The following is a 17,069-nucleotide window of genomic DNA, read 5'->3' as shown; positions in this document are numbered from 1 at the left end:
TACGGCGCTTCACGCCGCAGGACCAGTCTGTCCGCCTTGATCCCATCATCACGAACCGCGAATCAGCTTGCGCAAGGCAAACCGATTCGGATGACAGGCCTCGGCGACGCTTCGCGGCAGGGGCAACGGTTCGTTGTCCAGCCACGCTGCCAGCAATTCGCCGGACAGCGGTGCAGTGATCAATCCGCGTGAACCGTGCCCGCTGTTGACGTACAACCCGTCGAGCCATGGACACGCTATGTCTGGCACCTGCCGAGCGTCTTTGCCCAGTGCGGCGTAGGCTTGGGCGAACGTCTGGCTGTCAGCCAATGGGCCGACGATCGGCAGGTAGTCGGGGCTGGTGCAACGGAACGCGGCGCGACCTTGTAGCTGTTCCGGGTCCAGCTGTCTGGCGTGCAGACGGGTGACCAGATCGCTGGATATCTCTTCCAGCAGTTCCAGGTTACCGAGGTGTTCGGCGGTGGTTGGAGTCAGGTCGTCGCTCTTGAAATCGAAGCTGGCGCCCAGGGTGTGTTCACCCAAGCGTGCGGGTGCGACGTAACCTTCAGCGCAAACCACCGTCGCCAGGCACTGGCTCTCAGCAGTTTGCGCCAAGCGGGTGATTTGCCCGCGAATGCGTTTGAGCGGCAGCTCGGCACTGTGCGCGAAGCGTTTGATTTCCGCCGCGCCGGCCAGTACCACCACGGGCGCGCTGGCGAGCAGGGTCTCGCCGTCCCAGGCTTGCCACTGATCATCGACCTTGCGCAGTTCCAGTACATCGCGGTGCGTCAGCAGTTGGACATTGGGGGGCGATGCTTGCCATTGGCACAGGGCCGGCGGATGAACCCAACCACCCTCTGGATAGAACAGCCCGCCATGGGCCAGTTCGATTCCGGCCTGGGCCTGCGCGTGCGGCTGGTCCAGCAGGTGCAACAGATCGGCGGGGAAGGCCGCCGCCAGTTGCGCCTGACGCTCGGCTTCCTTGGCATTGAATGCCAGTTGCAGCACGCCGCAATCGTCCCAATCGACGCCACGTTGCAAGTGTTCAAGCAAGCGCCGGGTGTGCCCGAAACCGCTGACGATCAATTGCGAAAGTGCGGTGCCGTGGGCCGAGAGTTTCAGGTACAGCACGCCTTGCGGGTTGCCGGAGGCTTCTTGGGCCAGGTCGGCATGCCGTTCCAGCAGGCTGACCTGCCAACCGCGCGCGGCGAGGCTGGCGGCGCTGGCGCAACCGGCCAGACCGGCGCCGATCACCAGCGCACGACGTTCGCCGCTCAGCTGATTCGGGCGAGCAAACCAGGGTTTGGCGGTTGCCGGGGCCGGTGTTTCCTGCGGCCAGCCGACGAACTCACCCCGCAGGATTTCCCATTTGTGTCCGATGCCTGGCGTGCGGCGCATTTTGAAACCCGCCGCATTGAGCAGGCGGCGGACCCAGCCGGTGCTGGTGAAGGTGCTGATGGTCGAACCGGGTGCCGACAGACGCGCCAATTCGGCAAACAGTTCAGCGGTCCACATGTCGGGGTTTTTCGCTGGAGCGAAGCCGTCGAGAAACCACGCGTCGATCTGCGCGTCCAGCTGTGGCAGTTGTTCCAGCACGTCACCGATCAACAGCGTCAGGGTTACGCGGCCATTGTCCAGCACCAGTCGCTGAAAGCCCTGGTGGATGGCGACGTACTGCGCCAACAACTGATCGGCAAACGGTTTGAGGTCGGGCCAGAGTGTCAGGGCCCGTTGCATATCTGCCGGGCTCAGCGGGTACTTTTCGACGCTGATGAAATGCAGCCGTGCACCAGCCACAGCCTGTTGCTCGAACAATTGCCAGGCGCAGAGAAAATTCAGCCCGGTACCGAAACCGGTCTCGCCAATCACCAACCTTTCTCCGGCCGGCAGTTCGGCAAAACGTTCGCTCAGGCGGTTTTGCTCGATGAACACGTAACGGGTTTCATCAAGGCCCGACTGGTCGGAGAAATACACGTCGTCAAACACCCGCGAGCGCGGGCGACCTTGGTCGTCCCAGTCGAGCTGGGCATGCGGTACGGGGTTCGGCAGTGTTTCAGGGTTCATGGTCGGCTCAAGCGAGGCTAGGTGGCCATTCTAGCCGATCGCGACACAAGCGATTGATCCATGGCAACGTTCTGGGATGCTGGCTCAACGAAAGTCCCGGTCGGGTTCGTTTTTTGTGGCGAGGGAGCTTGCTCCCGCTGGACGGCGAAGCCGACCCAAAACCGGCGCGCGCGGTTTATCGGACAGAACGCGTCATCCTGATTCGCGACTGCTTCGCCCGAGCGCGGACCGGCCGGCGGGAGCAAGCGCCCTCGCCACAGGGAATTTCTCTGCTAAGCACCTGCTCAATCCGCTAGTCTTGGACAATCTTGGAAGGGAGTCGCTCATGTTCGAATCTGCTGAAATCGGTCATGTGATTGATAAAGAAACCTACGATGCTGAAGTGCCGGCGTTGCGTGAGGCTTTGCTTGAAGCCCAGTTCGACCTCCAGCAGCAGGCGCGATTTCCGGTGATCGTGCTGATCAACGGGATTGAAGGTGCAGGCAAGGGCGAGACGGTCAAGTTGCTCAATGAGTGGATGGACCCGCGACTGATTGAGGTCCGCACCTTCGATCAGCAAACCGATGAAGAGCTGGCGCGACCACCGGCCTGGCGCTATTGGCGAATGCTCCCGGCCAAGGGGCGAATGGGGGTGTTTTTCGGCAACTGGTACAGCCAGATGCTGCAAGGGCGGGTCCATGGTTTGTTCAAGGATGCGGTGCTGGACCAGGCGATCAACCAGACCGAGCGCCTGGAGAAAATGCTCTGCGATGAAGGCGCAGTGATCTTCAAATTCTGGTTTCACCTGTCCAAGCAACAAATGAAAGCGCGCCTCAAGTCCTTGCAGGACGACCCGTTGCACAGCTGGCGCATCAGCCCGCTGGACTGGCAGCAATCGAAAACCTACGACAAGTTCGTGCAGTATGGTGAGCGGGTGATTCGCCGCACCAGCCGCGACTACGCACCCTGGCATGTGATCGAAGGTGTGGATGCCCATTACCGCAGTCTGACCGTGGGCAAGATCCTGCTCGACGGTCTGCAAAATGCCCTCAAGCGCCCCAGGATCAACCCGGACAAAGTCAGCGCTGCGCCGCTGTCGGCCAGTGTCGATCACTTGAGTTTGCTCGGTAGTCTGGACATGAGCCAGCGGCTGGAAAAGGACGATTACGAGGAGCAACTGATTACCGAACAGGCACGGTTATCCGGCCTGATGCGTGACAAACGCATGCGCCGACACGCACTGATCGCGGTATTCGAGGGTAATGACGCCGCGGGCAAGGGCGGGGCGATTCGTCGTGTGGCCGCCGCACTCGACCCGCGCCAGTACAGCATCGTGCCGATTGCCGCGCCGACCGAGGACGAGCGCGCCCAGCCGTATTTGTGGCGTTTCTGGCGCCAGATCCCGGCGCGGGGAAAATTTACTGTCTTCGACCGTTCCTGGTATGGCCGGGTGCTGGTGGAACGCGTCGAGGGCTTTTGCAGCCAGGCCGACTGGCTGCGCGCCTATGGCGAAATCAACGACTTCGAAGAGCAGATCAGCGCCTCCGGGGTGATCGTCGTGAAGTTCTGGCTGGCCATCGACAAACAGACCCAGCTGGAGCGTTTCCAGGAGCGCGAAGCAATCCCCTTCAAGCGCTTCAAGATCACCGAAGACGACTGGCGCAACCGCGAGAAGTGGGACGACTACCGGACGGCTGTCGGCGATATGGTCGACCGCACCAGTACCGAGGTTTCGCCCTGGACCCTGGTGGAAGCCAACGACAAGCGCTGGGCCCGGGTCAAAGTACTGCGCACCCTCAACCGCGCGCTGGAAGAGGCCTTCGAGAAATCCGACAAGGACCAGAAGAAGCTGAAGAAGGACAAGAAGTAGCCCGATGGGTTTGCATACGCGGGGTGGATGATTGTCGCGGTCGGCCGGGAGCTGGCAGGGGCGATGTCATGGGCACGCGTGGTTAACTGATCAACGGTAAACGTCAACTTCTCGGTGCGACCGATACAGTCTCATTTACGGCTTGTCGCCAACTGTCCGTGTGTGATGCCTCGCCGGCAGCCTAGAATGGCTTTTCTCGCCGTCAGCCTTTTGGGGTTTCCATGCACATTTCGTCCGGTCGCTGGGTTTATGGTCTGTTCCTCGCCTTGCTGACCGCGTTTTTGTGGGGAATCCTGCCGATCAAACTCAAGCAGGTATTGCTGGTGATGGACCCGGTCACGGTGACCTGGTTTCGGCTGATTGTATCCGGCAGCTTGCTGTTCCTTTATCTGGCGGCGACCAAGCGTCTGCCGAGCCGACGGGCGCTCGGGCCTAAAGGTGGCTGGCTGGTGCTGATGGCGGTACTCGGGCTGGTGGGCAATTACGTGTTGTACCTGATGGGCCTGAACCTGTTGAGCCCGGGTACTGCGCAACTGGTCGTGCAGATGGGGCCGATCCTGTTGCTGATCGCCAGCCTGTTTGTGTTCAAGGAACGTTTCAGCGTGGGGCAGGGGATTGGCCTGCTGGTGCTGTTGTTGGGGTTCGGGTTGTTTTTCAATCAGCGGCTCAGCGAGTTGCTGACATCGTTGAGTGATTACACCGCAGGCGTGTTGCTGGTACTGGCGGCGTCAACCGTCTGGACCTTCTATGCGCTGGGCCAGAAACAATTGCTGACGGCGTGGAATTCGTTGCAGGTGATGATGGTGATCTACCTGTTTTGCGCCTTGTTGCTGACGCCGTGGGTACATCCATTGGAAGCTTTGCAACTGAGCCCGCTGCAAGGCTGGTTGCTGCTTGGGTGCTGCCTGAACACGCTGATCGCTTACGGCGCTTTTGCCGAAGCGCTGGCCCATTGGGAGGCGTCGAGGGTCAGTGCGACGCTCGCCATCACACCGTTGGTGACCTTCGCGGCCGTGGCGCTGGCCGCCTGGTTATGGCCCGATTATGTACAGGCCGAACAGATCAACAGTCTGGCGTATGGCGGTGCGGTGCTGGTGGTGCTGGGGTCGGCACTGGTCGCGTTGGGGCCATCGCTGATCGCCGGGCTCAAGGCCCGGCGGATGCGGGCCGCGGTCAGCCGGTAACCGCGTTATCGTTCATCGCGAGCAAGCTTTACGCCTGCAGAGGAGATGCGAGCTTCTCTTCTGTAGGAGCAGAGCTTGCTCGCGATGACTGACCGTCAGACGCTAGATAACTGACTGATTCAACCCTGCTTCCCGGCCTCCAGCATGTTCTCCGGCCGCACCCACGCATCGAACTGCTCATCCGTCAGATAACCAAGCTGCAACGCCGCCTCGCGCAGGGTCAGCCCTTCGGCATAGGCTTTCTTGGCAATCTCGGCGGATTTGTCGTAGCCGATGTGCGGGTTCAGCGCCGTCACCAGCATCAAGCCGCGTTCCAGGTGAGCGGCCATTTGCTCGTTATCCGGCTCAAGGCCTGCAATGCAATGCTGCTGGAAGTTACTGCAGCCATCACCGAGCAAGCGGATCGATTGCAGCAGGTTGTGAATGATCACCGGCTTGAACACGTTCAACTGCAGGTGGCCCTGGCTGGCGGCGAAGCCAATCGCCACGTCGTTGCCCAGTACCTGGCAGGCGAGCATCGACAATGCTTCGCACTGAGTCGGGTTGACCTTGCCAGGCATGATCGAACTGCCGGGCTCGTTGGCGGGCAGCTTGACCTCGGCGAAACCCGCCCGTGGTCCGGAGCCCAGCAAGCGCAAGTCGTTGGCGATTTTCATCAGGGTCACGGCGAGGGTTTTCAGCGCGCCAGACAAGGTGGTCAACGGTTCGTGCCCGGCCAGTGCGGCAAACTTGTTCGGCGCGGTGATAAACGGCAGGCCGGAGAGCGCGGCCAACTCGGAGGCAATCGCTTCGCCAAAGCCATGCGGCGAGTTGAGGCCGGTCCCCACCGCAGTACCGCCCTGAGCCAACTCGCAGACGGCCGGCAAGGCGCTGCGGATCGCACGTTCGGCGTAATCGAGCTGGGCGATGAACGCTGAAAGCTCCTGGCCGAAGGTGATCGGTGTGGCATCCATCATGTGCGTGCGACCGGTCTTCACCAGTTTCATGTGCCGTGCGGCCTGCTCGGCCAGCCCAGCGGAGAGTTCAGCGATGGCCGGCAACAGCTGCTGTTGTACGGCCTGCACCGTGGCGATATGCATGGCGGTGGGGAAGCTGTCGTTGGAGCTTTGCGAGCGATTGACGTGGTCGTTGGGGTGCACCGGAGCCTTGCCGCCACGAGGGTTGCCGGCCAGTTCGTTGGCGCGGCCGGCGATCACTTCGTTGACGTTCATGTTGCTTTGGGTGCCACTGCCGGTCTGCCAGACCACCAGCGGAAACTGGTCGTCATGCTGGCCGTCGAGCACTTCGTCGGCGGCCTGCTCGATCAGCCGGGCGATGTCGGCTGGCAGATCGCCATTGCGACTATTGACCCGTGCCGCGGCTTTCTTGATCAGGGCCAAGGCGTGCAGTACGGCCAGCGGCATGCGTTCATTGCCAATGGCAAAGTTAATCAGCGAGCGCTGCGTCTGAGCGCCCCAGTAGGCTTCATCCGGGACTTCCACTGGGCCAAGGCTGTCGGTTTCGATACGGCTCATCGGTTACATTCCTGTAGGTCTGATAGCGAAGTTTAGGTCGTGAATGACGCTTGGGGTTCCATCAGTCGTTTTTTTAACCGTTCGGTCCTGAAAATCAGGCCTGGCAAGGGGGAGGGGTTGAGCGCATGAGTTTTTTAGGCGCAGAATGGCCCCCCTTGGGGTTTTACCTCGCCTGCTAGAAAAGGAAACTCGATGACTCGTCTTCGTGCCATCTGTACCGCGGTTGCTCTGGTCTGTGCCAGCGGCCAGGTTTTCGCCGATACCGCCAGCCACAACGCCAGTGCCGAAGCTTTCCTGACCCTGGCGCATGCTGACAAACTGGGCACACCGGTGTACATGCAAGTGCAGCAAATGTTCGCCCAGCGCTTTGAACAAACCAAAGCGCCGGAATCGAAAAAAGCCTTGCTGGAAACCTACCAGGCCAAGGCCAACGCCGCTCTGGACCAAGCCATTGGCTGGAACAAACTGAAGCCGGACATGGTCAAGCTCTACACCACCAACTTCAGCGAATCCGAGCTCAAGGACCTGGTCGCGTTCTACCAGTCGCCACTGGGCAAGAAAGTCCTGGAAAAAATGCCTCAGTTGACTCAGCAATCGGCCCAGATGACTCAAGCCAAGCTGGAAAGCGCAGTGCCTGTGGTCAACAAGCTGCTGGCTGACATGACTGCCGAGCTGACGCCGAAAGACGCCGCTGCTCCCGCCAAGAAAAAGCCTTGAGCGGAGCCCCGCAATGACCATGCAACAACGTATTGAATCGGCACTGAACGCGTTGCAACCTGCACATCTGGAGGTGCTGGACGAAAGTCATATGCACAGCCGCGGGCTGCAAACCCACTTCAAGGCCGTGGTGGTCAGCGAGCAATTTGCCGGGCTCAACAGCGTCAAGCGTCACCAGAAGGTCTACGCCACGTTGGGTGACCTGATGGGTGAATTCCATGCGTTGGCGCTGCATACCTATACGCCTGAGGAATGGGCAAAGACCGGCGCGGCACCTGCCTCGCCGACCTGTGCTGGCGGTAGCAAGCACTGATTCTGAGGGCTGTTGTGGCGAGGGAGCTTGCTCCCGCTGGGTTGCGAAGCGACCCTAATATCAACCGCCGCGAGTATTCAGATGGAACGCGATTGCCGGATTACGACCGCTTCGCGGTCCAGCGGGAGCAAGCTCCCTCGCCACAGGTGAAACACCACAGTCCTAAAACCACAGTGTTTTTGTTAGAATCCGCAACGCGCCGCTTAGCCGGCGCGTTTTTTTTCGCATCCGGTTCACCCCTTGCGCGGGTAGCCACCTGGAGAATCACCCATGACACAACAGATTGTCGTGGCGGCACTGTATAAGTTCGTCACCCTTGAAGATTACGTCGCCTTGCGCGAGCCACTGTTGCAGGCAATGGTCGACAACGGCATCAAAGGCACCTTGCTGATTGCCGAAGAAGGCATCAACGGCACGGTTTCCGGTAGCCGCGAAGGCATCGACGGGCTGATGGCCTGGCTCAAGAACGATCCGCGCATGGACGACATCGATCACAAAGAGTCGTACTGCGACGAGCAGCCGTTCTACCGCACCAAGGTCAAACTCAAGAAAGAGATCGTCACCCTGGGTGTTGAAGGCGTTGACCCGAACAAGAAGGTCGGCACCTACGTTGATCCGCAGAACTGGAACGCGTTGATCAGCGACCCTGAAGTGCTGCTGATCGATACCCGCAACGACTACGAAGTGTCGATCGGCACCTTCGAAGGCGCGATCGATCCGAAGACCACCAGTTTTCGCGAATTTCCCGACTACATCAAAGCCAACTTCGACCCGGCCAAGCACAAGAAAGTCGCGATGTTCTGCACCGGCGGCATTCGCTGTGAAAAGGCTTCGAGCTACATGCTCAGCCAGGGCTTCGATGAAGTCTTCCACCTCAAGGGCGGAATCCTCAAGTACCTCGAAGAGGTGCCGCAGGAAGAAACCAAATGGCAGGGCGACTGCTTTGTGTTCGATAACCGCGTCACCGTTCGCCACGACCTGAGCGAAGGCGACTACGATCAATGTCATGCCTGTCGTACGCCAGTGAGTGTGGAAGACCGTGCATCCGAGCACTATGTCGCTGGCATCAGCTGCCCGCATTGCTGGGATAAGCTGAGTGAGAAGACCCGTCGCAGTGCGATCGACCGGCAGAAACAGATCGAACTGGCCAAGGCCCGTAATCAGCCGCACCCGATCGGTTACAACTACAAGCAATCCAACACCGAGGCCTGAACCATGTCCGCGCGCCTGCTCTATGTAATGGATCCGATGTGCTCCTGGTGCTGGGGCTTCGCTCCGGTGGCCGAGGCCCTGGTCAAGCAGGCGCAGGCTGCGGGCGTCGATGTGCATTTGGTCGTCGGCGGTTTGCGCACCGGCAGTGGTGCAGCACTGGAACCCACCACGCGGCGCTACATTCTCGAACACTGGCAGGCGGTCGCCGAAGCCACCGGCCAGCCGTTCAAGTTCGAAGGCGCGCTGCCCGACGGTTTTGTCTACGACACCGAACCTGCCTGCCGTGCGCTGGTGACGGCGCGCAGCCTGGCACCGGATTGCGCCTGGAAACTGCTCAAACTCATCCAGCAGGCTTTTTATACCGAGGGTCGTGACGTCACCCGCGCCAGCGTGTTGGTGGAGTTGGCCGAACAAGCCGGCTTGCCGCGTATCGAGTTCGCGGCAGCGTTCGACCGTGCCGATCAGCACGCGGCGACGGCGGCAGACTTCACCTGGGTTCAGGATCTGGGCATCGCCGGCTTCCCGACCTTGCTCGCCGAGCGCAACGGTCAATTGGCGCTGTTGACCAATGGTTATCAACCGCTCAGCGAACTGGCACCGTTGCTCGGCCGTTGGCTGGAGCGCGCAGCCTGTGTATGAGCAACCCGATGATGCACCGCAACCCAAGCGGGTCGATCGGCTGAGTTGGGCGGAAATCCGTCGACTGGCACTTCAGCATAAAAAATCCTTGTGGATCGCCAACGGCGTCGCCGTATTGGCAACCCTGTGCAGTGTGCCAATCCCTTTACTGTTGCCATTGCTGGTGGACGAAGTGCTGCTGGGGCATGGCGACGCCGCACTGAAAGTCATGAACCACGCGCTGCCCGCCGGCTGGCAACGTGCTGCCGGTTACATCGGTTTGATGTTGCTGGTGACCTTGACCCTGCGTTGCGGCGCATTGATGTTCAACGTCTTGCAGGCGCGTCTGTTTGCAAGTCTGGCCAAGGACATCGTTTACCGTATCCGCGTACGGCTGATCGAGCGACTCAAGCGTATTTCCCTTGGCGAATACGAAAGCCTGGGCAGCGGCACGGTGACCACGCATCTGGTCACGGACCTGGACACGGTCGACAAATTCGTCGGCGAAACCCTCAGCCGCTTTCTGGTGGCGATGCTCACACTGGTCGGCACGGCGGGGATTCTGGTGTGGATGCACTGGAAGCTGGCGCTGCTGATCCTGTTGTTCAACCCGCTGGTGATCTACGCCACCGTGCAGTTGGGTAAGCGGGTCAAACACCTGAAGAAACTTGAGAACGACAGTACCTCAAGGTTCACCCAGGCGCTGACCGAGACCCTGGATGCGATACAGGAAATCCGCGCTGGCAATCGCCAGGGGTTTTTCCTGGGACGGCTCGGCTTGCGGGCGCAGGAAGTGCGCAACTACGCCGTCAACTCACAGTGGAAAAGCGACGCATCGAGCCGTGCCAGCGGTTTGCTGTTCCAGTTCGGTATCGATATCTTCCGCGCCGCCGCGATGCTCACGGTGCTGTTCTCCGACCTGTCCATAGGCCAGATGCTGGCGGTGTTCAGCTACCTCTGGTTCATGATCGGGCCGGTCGAGCAGTTGCTGAATTTGCAATACGCCTATTACGCGGCCGGCGGTGCACTGACGCGAATCAACGAGCTGTTATCGCGTGCCGACGAGCCGCAATACCCAGGTGGCGTCGACCCGTTCAAAGGGCGCGAGACGGTGGGCATCGAGGTGCAAGGCTTGAGTTTCGGCTATGGCGGTGAGCTGGTGCTGGATCAGATGAACCTGTCCATCGCACCCGGTGAAAAAGTCGCCATCGTCGGCGCCAGTGGTGGCGGTAAAAGCACGCTGGTGCAGTTGCTGCTGGGGCTCTATACGCCACAGTCGGGCAGCATCCGTTTTGGTGGCGTCACTCAACAGGACATCGGCCTGGAAACCGTGCGCGAGAATGTCGCCGTGGTGTTGCAGCACCCGGCACTGTTCAACGACACCATACGGGCCAACCTCGCCATGGGCCGCGAACGCAGTGACGAAGCCTGTTGGCAGGCACTGGAAATCGCCCAGCTCGAGGCAACGGTCAAGGCGCTGCCGCAAGGTCTGGATAGCGTCGTTGGCCGTTCCGGTGTGCGCTTGTCCGGCGGGCAGCGTCAGCGCCTGGCGATTGCGCGCATGGTGCTGGCCGAACCCAAGGTCGTGGTCCTCGATGAGGCGACTTCGGCGCTGGACGCCGCCACCGAATACAACCTCCATCAGGCGCTCGCGCGGTTTCTCAGCGGTCGCACGACACTGATCATTGCTCACCGGTTGTCGGCGGTGAAACAGGCGGATCGTGTGCTGGTGTTCGATGGCGGGCAGATTGCCGAAGACGGCGACCATCAGCAACTGATTGCTGAAGGTGGCCTGTATGCCAAGTTGTATGGGCATTTGCAGCAGCATTAGCAATCTTGAGTTTTGCCCGGATTTCTGTACTTATTGATCAGCCATCCTTTTTGGGAATCGGCCTTGTGGACCCTTTGATTGTTACATTGTCCCTAAATCGAGCTTGATCGAAGCCTGACGCCTTCGAAAAATCGAAAATTAGCCTAGTCTGTGCTGCTAGGAGCGGAATTCTCTAGGGTGTTCATCAGGCAGCGCTTATGCAAGGGACCTCATGAAGCAAAAGCGGACTCTCGGAACGCCACGGTTGTTGGGCATCGTCTGGCCATTTATCGCCGTCGTATTGTTTCAGGCCCTGTTGGGCGGCGTCAGCCTGTACGTTTTGTCGGCGGTTCGCGGCTATGTTGCCGGAGAAAGCCTGTGGTCCAAGGGTCAGAAAGACGCTATCTATTACCTCAATCTGTACGCTGACAGTCGCGACGAGTCGATTTTCCTCAAGTATCAGAAGGCTATTTCAGTCCCCCAGGGCGGGCATGAACTGCGGGTCGCGCTGGATCATCAACCGCCTGATCTTGAGGCCGCGAGGCGGGGTATCCTCAACGGCGGTAACCATCCCGATGACGTTTCAAGCCTGATTTGGCTGTACCTGAACTTCCGGCATTTCAGTTACCTGGAAACCGCTATCGATCGCTGGACCGTGGGCGATGCCTACCTGATGCAGCTCGATAACGTCGCCCTTGAAATGCATCAGCGCATTGTCGGCAACCAGGCGAGCGACGCCGACATTCAGCGCTGGAAAGCCCGGATATTTGCCATCAACGAAGCGGTGACCCCCGCCGCCAAAGCATTCAGTGACGCATTGGGCGAGGGCTCGCGGCTGATTCTGCGGTTGTTGCTGTTCACTAACCTGGCCACGGCGTTGGGGTTGATTGCCCTGGCACTCTTGCGCACCCATAAGCTACTGGCTCAGCGCCACGCGTTTGCCAATGCCTTGCAGCTGGAAAAGGAACGCGCGCAAATCACCTTGCAGTCCATTGGCGATGGCGTGATCACCACCGACGTTGAAGGTGCCATTGCTTACATGAACCCGGCAGCCGAGGAGTTGACCCACTGGAAGGCTGAGCAGGCAATCGGGCTACCGCTGGCAGCCTTGTTCAATCTGCTGGATGACAATGCCCAGGCGGATGGCTTCACGCTGATCGAGCATATTCTCAGCGGTCAGCTCAGCGGCGGCAGTGAACATTCCAAATTGATCCAGAGGCTGGATGGCAGCACGGTTTCAGTCACGCTGGTAGGTTCGCCGATTCGCAATGCCGGTAAAGTCAGTGGCACGGTACTGGTGCTGCATGATATGACCCAGGAGCGGCAGTACATTGCCAATCTTTCCTGGCAGGCCACCCACGACGCGTTGACCGGGCTGGCCAACCGCCGCGAATTCGAATATCGCCTGGAGCAGGCGTTGCACAGCCTGACGCGCCAGCCAGCCCGACATGCCTTGATGTTCCTCGATCTGGATCAATTCAAACTGGTCAACGACACTTGCGGGCATGCTGCGGGTGATGAGCTGCTGCGGCATATCTGCGCACTGTTGCAATCGGGTTTGCGCGAAGGTGACACCTTGGCCCGATTGGGCGGTGACGAGTTCGGCATTCTGCTGGAAAACTGCTCGCCGCAAGCCTCGGAAAAAATCGCCGAGGGCCTGCGCCAGACGGTACAAAACCTGCACTTTGTCTGGAAAGGCCGGCCATTCGTGACCACCGTCAGCATCGGTCTGGTGCACATCATTCAAGCTCCGGCCACCCTTGAGGCTTCATTGCGTGCTGCAGACATGGCCTGCTACATGGCGAAGGAGAAGGGCCGCAATCGGGTGCAGGTCTATCATGCCGACGACTCCGAGTTGTCCCTGCGTTTTGGCGAGATGGCCTGGGTGCAACGCCTGCACATGGCGCTGGAAGAGAACCGCTTCTGTCTGTATTCACAGGAAATCGCTGCGCTGGGGCATATCGAACGGGGCGGCGGGCATATCGAAATCCTGCTGCGTCTGCACGACGAAGCCGGGCGGATGATTCTGCCGGACAGCTTCATTCCTGCCGCCGAGCGTTATGGACTGATGACGTCCCTGGATCGTTGGGTGGTCGAGAATGTTTTCAGGATCATTGCGCAGGGCATCGCCCAAGAGCGCAAAGGGCCGTTGGCCATGTGTGCGATCAATCTGTCAGGCACTACCATCGGTGATGAGGCTTTTCTGCACTTTCTGCGTGAAAAATTCACTGCCTATGCCATCCCGCCTGAAATGATTTGTTTTGAAATCACTGAAACCAGCGCGATTTCCAATTTGGGCAGCGCAATCAGATTTATCAATGAGCTCAAAGGGTTGGGATGTCATTTTTCGCTGGATGACTTTTGTGCCGGTATGTCCTCATTCGCCTATCTAAAACATTTACCTGTAGACTTCTTGAAGATCGACGGGAGTTTCGTAAAGGATATGCTGGACGACCCGATTAACCGTGCAATGGTCGAAGTGATCAATCACATCGGTCATGTCATGGGTAAGCGCACCATTGCCGAGTTTGTTGAAACACCCCAGATCGAGCAGGCATTGCTGGAGATCGGGGTGGATTATGCTCAAGGGTATATCATTGAACGCCCGCAATTGTTTACCTGTGACAGCCTGCAATGTCGGCCCGCCAGACCGCAGCCTCTGTTATTCAGGGCGCCTGGCACGTTCCGTTGAAATCTCTTGCTGATCCGTACCATCACAATCAAAAGGAGTGCGACAGTGATCGATACATTCAACAGGTCCGGCCCGCTTATGGAAGCCGCAAGTTACCCCGCCTGGGCTCAGCAACTGATCCGGGATTGCAGCGAGAGCAAGCGTCGGGTTGTCGAACATGAACTGTATCAGCGGATGCGTGACAACAAACTCAGTGCAAGGACCATGCGTCAGTACCTGATTGGTGGCTGGCCGGTCGTTGAACAGTTCGCGTTGTACATGGCGCAAAACCTGACGAAGACCCGCTTTGCCCGCCATCCCGGCGAGGACATGGCGCGTCGCTGGCTGATGCGCAACATTCGGGTTGAGCTCAATCATGCCGACTATTGGGTGCACTGGAGTCGCGCGCATGGCGTCAGCCTCGATGATTTGCAGGCGCAGCAGGTTGCACCTGAGCTTCATGCGTTGAGTCATTGGTGCTGGCATACCAGCTCGGCGGATTCGCTGATTGTTGCCATTGCGGCAACCAACTATGCCATTGAAGGGGCGACCGGGGAGTGGTCGGCGCTGGTGTGTTCCAGTGGAGTCTATGCGGCAGCGTTCCCTGAGGACGACCGCAAGCGCGCGATGAAGTGGCTGAAAATGCACGCTCAATACGATGATGCCCATCCATGGGAAGCCCTGGAAATCATCTGCACGCTGGCGGGCCTGAACCCCACCAGATCCCTGCAAGCTGAACTGCGTCAGGCGATCTGCAAGAGCTACGACTACATGTACCTGTTCCTGGAACGCTGCATGCAACTGGAACACTCCGAAAGGGTTCCGGTAGCCCGGGAGCGGATGGCGCTGGCCGAAAGCTAAACAATCACAGCCAGGTGGCAGTTCCTATATTCGGCGGGGTGTCATGACAGACCGCAGTCTGTAGGAGCTGCCGCAGGCTGCGATCTTTTCCGGAGCGCTTGAGTTCAAGCTTCAACCCGCCATCGCCAACCGGTTACGCCCCTCGCGCTTGGCCACATACAGCGCACTGCCGGCGCGTCGCAACAAGCTGTCTGCGGACTCACCCGGCAGCAGCGTCGAGCATCCGAGGCTGACCGTTAAGCCGATCAGCGTCCCATCCGCCGAATACTCCCCGGCTTGTGCGGCATAGCGCAGGCGTTCGCCTATCATTGCAGCGGCATCGCGGCTGGTGTTGGACAGCAGAATCAGAAACTCTTCTCCGCCGAAGCGAAAGACCATGTCTACGTTGCGCAACTGGTCTTTGATCAAGGTTGCGACAGCCTTCAACACGTCATCGCCGGCGCTGTGACCGTAGTTGTCATTGATCTGTTTGAAGTGATCGATATCGAGCATCAACAACGACAGCGGCTGCAAGTGTCGCCGGGCCATGTCGATCTCCCGTTGCAGGGTCTGATCCATGGCAATGCGATTGCCGGTGCCGGTCAGTGGGTCGCGCAGTGCACTTTGAGTGGCCGCTCGATAGAGCAGGGCATTGCGCATCGGGAAGAGCAAGCTGGATAGCAGGGATTCGAGGTTACCCTGATCCTTTTCGCTGAAGCGCTGATTGCGACGGAACACCAGATCGCCCAGGTGTGTGCCTTCGTGGCTCAGGCTATAGCTCACCGAGTGATGTCCGCGCTGACCGAACTCCAGGCGCAGGTCGCTGGTTTTGTGTTGATAGTTCAAGGCGTCCAGTGGCACAAGGCGCTGAATTTCGCGGAAAAACAGTCCCAGAATGCGCTGCGGCTCAAGGCTGGTTTGCAGTTGCAGGCCCAGCTGCTGGCGCAATTGACCGAGGCTGGCAGGACGCTCCAAAAGGGCTGGCAACTGGCCAAAGCCCAGCCGCTGCATTTTGGCGCTATCAAAGTCAATTGCGTTGGTCTGGGTTGGAGATTTCATATGGCGTGAGCCCCTAAGCAGGAATGCTGTCTTACAGGCTGGGTGAGAGCGGCTTTGGGCTGCGCGTCATACTGGTCCATCAGTCCCGTAGGACATGTGGCTAGATTTTAGTCTGCTTTGTCGAGCAAACGTAAGCTCGACATGGCGCTGCCCGATCGCTAACACGCTGCGTGTTTCAACAGGATTAGAGCGAAAGTCATGCCATTCGGTTCAGACGAATAAAATTCGTTTTAAATCAGCTTGTTGGCTTGTGTGTCGGTGACTGGTGGCTGATTCGGCGGCATTTGATTGACTTCAAACAGACGCTTGAAGGAGGGGAGGCACGTGCCGCGACAGTATGCCGTCGCGGCAGCGGGGTGCGGCGAGGGGCTTACTGAGCGTTGAACGCCTGACCGTTGATGCCAGTGCTGTCCGGCCCCATCAGGTACAGGTAAACCGGCATGATCTCTTCAGGCGTCGGGTTGTTGGCCGGGTTTTCGCCCGGGTACGCTTGAGCGCGCATACTGGTGCGGGTTGCGCCTGGGTTGATGCTGTTTGAGCGAACCGGCGCGACGTTGTCGACTTCGTCGGCCAGGGTTTGCATCAGGCCTTCGGTGGCGAATTTCGACACGCCATAAGCGCCCCAGTACGCACGACCTTTGCGGCCGACGCTGCTGGAGGTGAAGATTACCGAGGCGTCCTGAGACAGCTTGAGCAGTGGCAGCAGGGTGCTGGTCAGCATGAACATGGCGTTGACGTTGACGTGCATCACGCGCATGAAGTTTTCGCCGGAGAGTTGCTCCAGTGGCGTGCGCGGGCCAATGATCGAGGCGTTGTGCAACAAGCCATCAAGGTGACCGAACTCGGTTTCGATCATGGCCGCCAGTTCGTCGTATTGATGCGGCAGGGCGGTTTCCAGGTTGAACGGAATCACTGCAGGCTGTGGATAACCGGCCGCTTCGATTTCGTCGTAAACCTGGGTCAGATTGGCCTCGGTCTTGCCCAGCAGCAGTACGGTAGCGCCGTGAGCGGCATAGGTTTTTGCCGCGGCAGCGCCGATGCCACGACCGGCGCCGGTGACCAGGATGACCCGATCTTTGAGTAGTTCAGGGCGGGCGGAATAATCAAACATAAAAAACCTCTACAAAGCAGAAAACAGACTGTGGCGAGGGGGCTTGCCCCCGCTGGGTTGCGAAGCGACCCCAAGCTCGGTTTGTCAGCTTCACCGAACTGGCTGATTTACGACTGCTTCGCAGCCGA

13 protein-coding genes are annotated in these 17,069 nt (G+C 59.3%); 9 read left to right on the top strand and 4 right to left on the bottom strand.

The window, feature by feature from the left end:
• Positions 1-48: 48 nt before the first annotated feature.
• Positions 49-2,028, bottom strand: a complete 1,980-nt coding sequence (gene mnmC, locus AABM55_RS21130; protein ID WP_347930074.1) for a bifunctional tRNA (5-methylaminomethyl-2-thiouridine)(34)-methyltransferase MnmD/FAD-dependent 5-carboxymethylaminomethyl-2-thiouridine(34) oxidoreductase MnmC — start codon at positions 2,026-2,028, stop codon at positions 49-51.
• A gap of 340 nt (positions 2,029-2,368) precedes the next feature.
• Here mnmC and pap point away from each other — a divergent pair, with 340 nt between their 5' ends.
• On the top strand, positions 2,369-3,892 hold the full coding sequence (gene pap / locus AABM55_RS21125; protein ID WP_347927698.1) for a polyphosphate:AMP phosphotransferase: 1,524 nt from the start codon (positions 2,369-2,371) through the stop codon (positions 3,890-3,892).
• 221 nt (positions 3,893-4,113) lie between these two features.
• The gene (locus AABM55_RS21120; RefSeq protein WP_103315819.1) at positions 4,114-5,076 is read left to right on the top strand and encodes a DMT family transporter; all 963 of its coding nucleotides are present in this window, start codon (positions 4,114-4,116) and stop codon (positions 5,074-5,076) included.
• Between the two features lie 119 nt (positions 5,077-5,195).
• Here AABM55_RS21120 and AABM55_RS21115 read toward each other — a convergent pair whose 3' ends face one another.
• On the bottom strand, positions 5,196-6,590 hold the full coding sequence (locus AABM55_RS21115) for a class II fumarate hydratase (RefSeq protein ID WP_347927697.1): 1,395 nt from the start codon (positions 6,588-6,590) through the stop codon (positions 5,196-5,198).
• Between the two features lie 192 nt (positions 6,591-6,782).
• Between AABM55_RS21115 and AABM55_RS21110 the strand changes: the two genes are divergently transcribed.
• From AABM55_RS21110 to AABM55_RS21080, 7 genes are all read left to right on the top strand, one after another.
• Positions 6,783-7,307 (top strand): DUF2059 domain-containing protein, encoded by a 525-nt coding sequence (locus AABM55_RS21110; protein WP_054593477.1) that lies wholly within the window; start codon positions 6,783-6,785, stop codon positions 7,305-7,307.
• A 13-nt stretch (positions 7,308-7,320) separates the two neighbouring features.
• The gene (locus AABM55_RS21105) at positions 7,321-7,620 is read left to right on the top strand and encodes a BolA family transcriptional regulator (RefSeq protein ID WP_103315821.1); all 300 of its coding nucleotides are present in this window, start codon (positions 7,321-7,323) and stop codon (positions 7,618-7,620) included.
• A gap of 270 nt (positions 7,621-7,890) precedes the next feature.
• Positions 7,891-8,832 (top strand): rhodanese-related sulfurtransferase, encoded by a 942-nt coding sequence (locus AABM55_RS21100; protein WP_054593475.1) that lies wholly within the window; start codon positions 7,891-7,893, stop codon positions 8,830-8,832.
• Between the two features lie 36 nt (positions 8,833-8,868).
• Positions 8,869-9,471: a DsbA family protein gene (locus tag AABM55_RS21095; RefSeq protein ID WP_177474832.1), complete on the top strand. Its 603-nt coding sequence runs from the start codon at positions 8,869-8,871 to the stop codon at positions 9,469-9,471.
• Entirely contained in the window at positions 9,464-11,281 is a 1,818-nt protein-coding gene (locus AABM55_RS21090) for an ABC transporter ATP-binding protein (protein WP_103315823.1), read from the top strand. Before AABM55_RS21095 ends, AABM55_RS21090 begins: the two co-directional genes overlap by 8 nt.
• Positions 11,282-11,492: 211 nt before the next feature.
• Positions 11,493-13,952: an EAL domain-containing protein gene (locus tag AABM55_RS21085; protein WP_054593472.1), complete on the top strand. Its 2,460-nt coding sequence runs from the start codon at positions 11,493-11,495 to the stop codon at positions 13,950-13,952.
• Positions 13,953-13,997: 45 nt separating this feature from the next.
• The gene (locus tag AABM55_RS21080; protein ID WP_054593471.1) at positions 13,998-14,792 is read left to right on the top strand and encodes a TenA family transcriptional regulator; all 795 of its coding nucleotides are present in this window, start codon (positions 13,998-14,000) and stop codon (positions 14,790-14,792) included.
• 111 nt (positions 14,793-14,903) lie between these two features.
• Here AABM55_RS21080 and AABM55_RS21075 read toward each other — a convergent pair whose 3' ends face one another.
• The gene (locus AABM55_RS21075; RefSeq protein ID WP_347927696.1) at positions 14,904-15,830 is read right to left on the bottom strand and encodes a GGDEF domain-containing protein; all 927 of its coding nucleotides are present in this window, start codon (positions 15,828-15,830) and stop codon (positions 14,904-14,906) included.
• Between the two features lie 370 nt (positions 15,831-16,200).
• Positions 16,201-16,941 carry a YciK family oxidoreductase gene (locus tag AABM55_RS21070; RefSeq protein ID WP_054593469.1) on the bottom strand — a complete coding sequence of 247 codons (741 nt, stop codon included), beginning with the start codon at positions 16,939-16,941 and terminating at the stop codon, positions 16,201-16,203.
• Positions 16,942-17,069: the final 128 nt, after the last annotated feature.

Origin of the sequence: Pseudomonas helvetica (genome assembly GCF_039908645.1) — a bacterium.
Classification (GTDB): Bacteria; Pseudomonadota; Gammaproteobacteria; order Pseudomonadales; family Pseudomonadaceae; genus Aquipseudomonas; species Aquipseudomonas helvetica.
Note: the sequence above shows the minus strand (reverse complement) of the source record. Positions and strands in the feature narration are given on the sequence as shown.

Bases quoted from the DNA above. Each gene is read 5' to 3' on its own strand.
- AABM55_RS21110 (WP_054593477.1), top strand. From the start codon at position 6,783: ATGACTCGTCTTCGTGCCATCTGTACCGCGGTTGCTCTGGTCTGTGCC.
- AABM55_RS21075 (WP_347927696.1), bottom strand. From the start codon at position 15,830: ATGAAATCTCCAACCCAGACCAACGCAATTGACTTTGATAGCGCCAAA.
- AABM55_RS21095 (WP_177474832.1), top strand. From the start codon at position 8,869: ATGTGCTCCTGGTGCTGGGGCTTCGCTCCGGTGGCCGAGGCCCTGGTC.
- pap (WP_347927698.1), top strand. From the start codon at position 2,369: ATGTTCGAATCTGCTGAAATCGGTCATGTGATTGATAAAGAAACCTAC.
- AABM55_RS21120 (WP_103315819.1), top strand. From the start codon at position 4,114: ATGCACATTTCGTCCGGTCGCTGGGTTTATGGTCTGTTCCTCGCCTTG.
- AABM55_RS21100 (WP_054593475.1), top strand. From the start codon at position 7,891: ATGACACAACAGATTGTCGTGGCGGCACTGTATAAGTTCGTCACCCTT.
- AABM55_RS21070 (WP_054593469.1), bottom strand. From the start codon at position 16,941: ATGTTTGATTATTCCGCCCGCCCTGAACTACTCAAAGATCGGGTCATC.
- AABM55_RS21105 (WP_103315821.1), top strand. From the start codon at position 7,321: ATGACCATGCAACAACGTATTGAATCGGCACTGAACGCGTTGCAACCT.
- AABM55_RS21085 (WP_054593472.1), top strand. From the start codon at position 11,493: ATGAAGCAAAAGCGGACTCTCGGAACGCCACGGTTGTTGGGCATCGTC.
- AABM55_RS21115 (WP_347927697.1), bottom strand. From the start codon at position 6,590: ATGAGCCGTATCGAAACCGACAGCCTTGGCCCAGTGGAAGTCCCGGAT.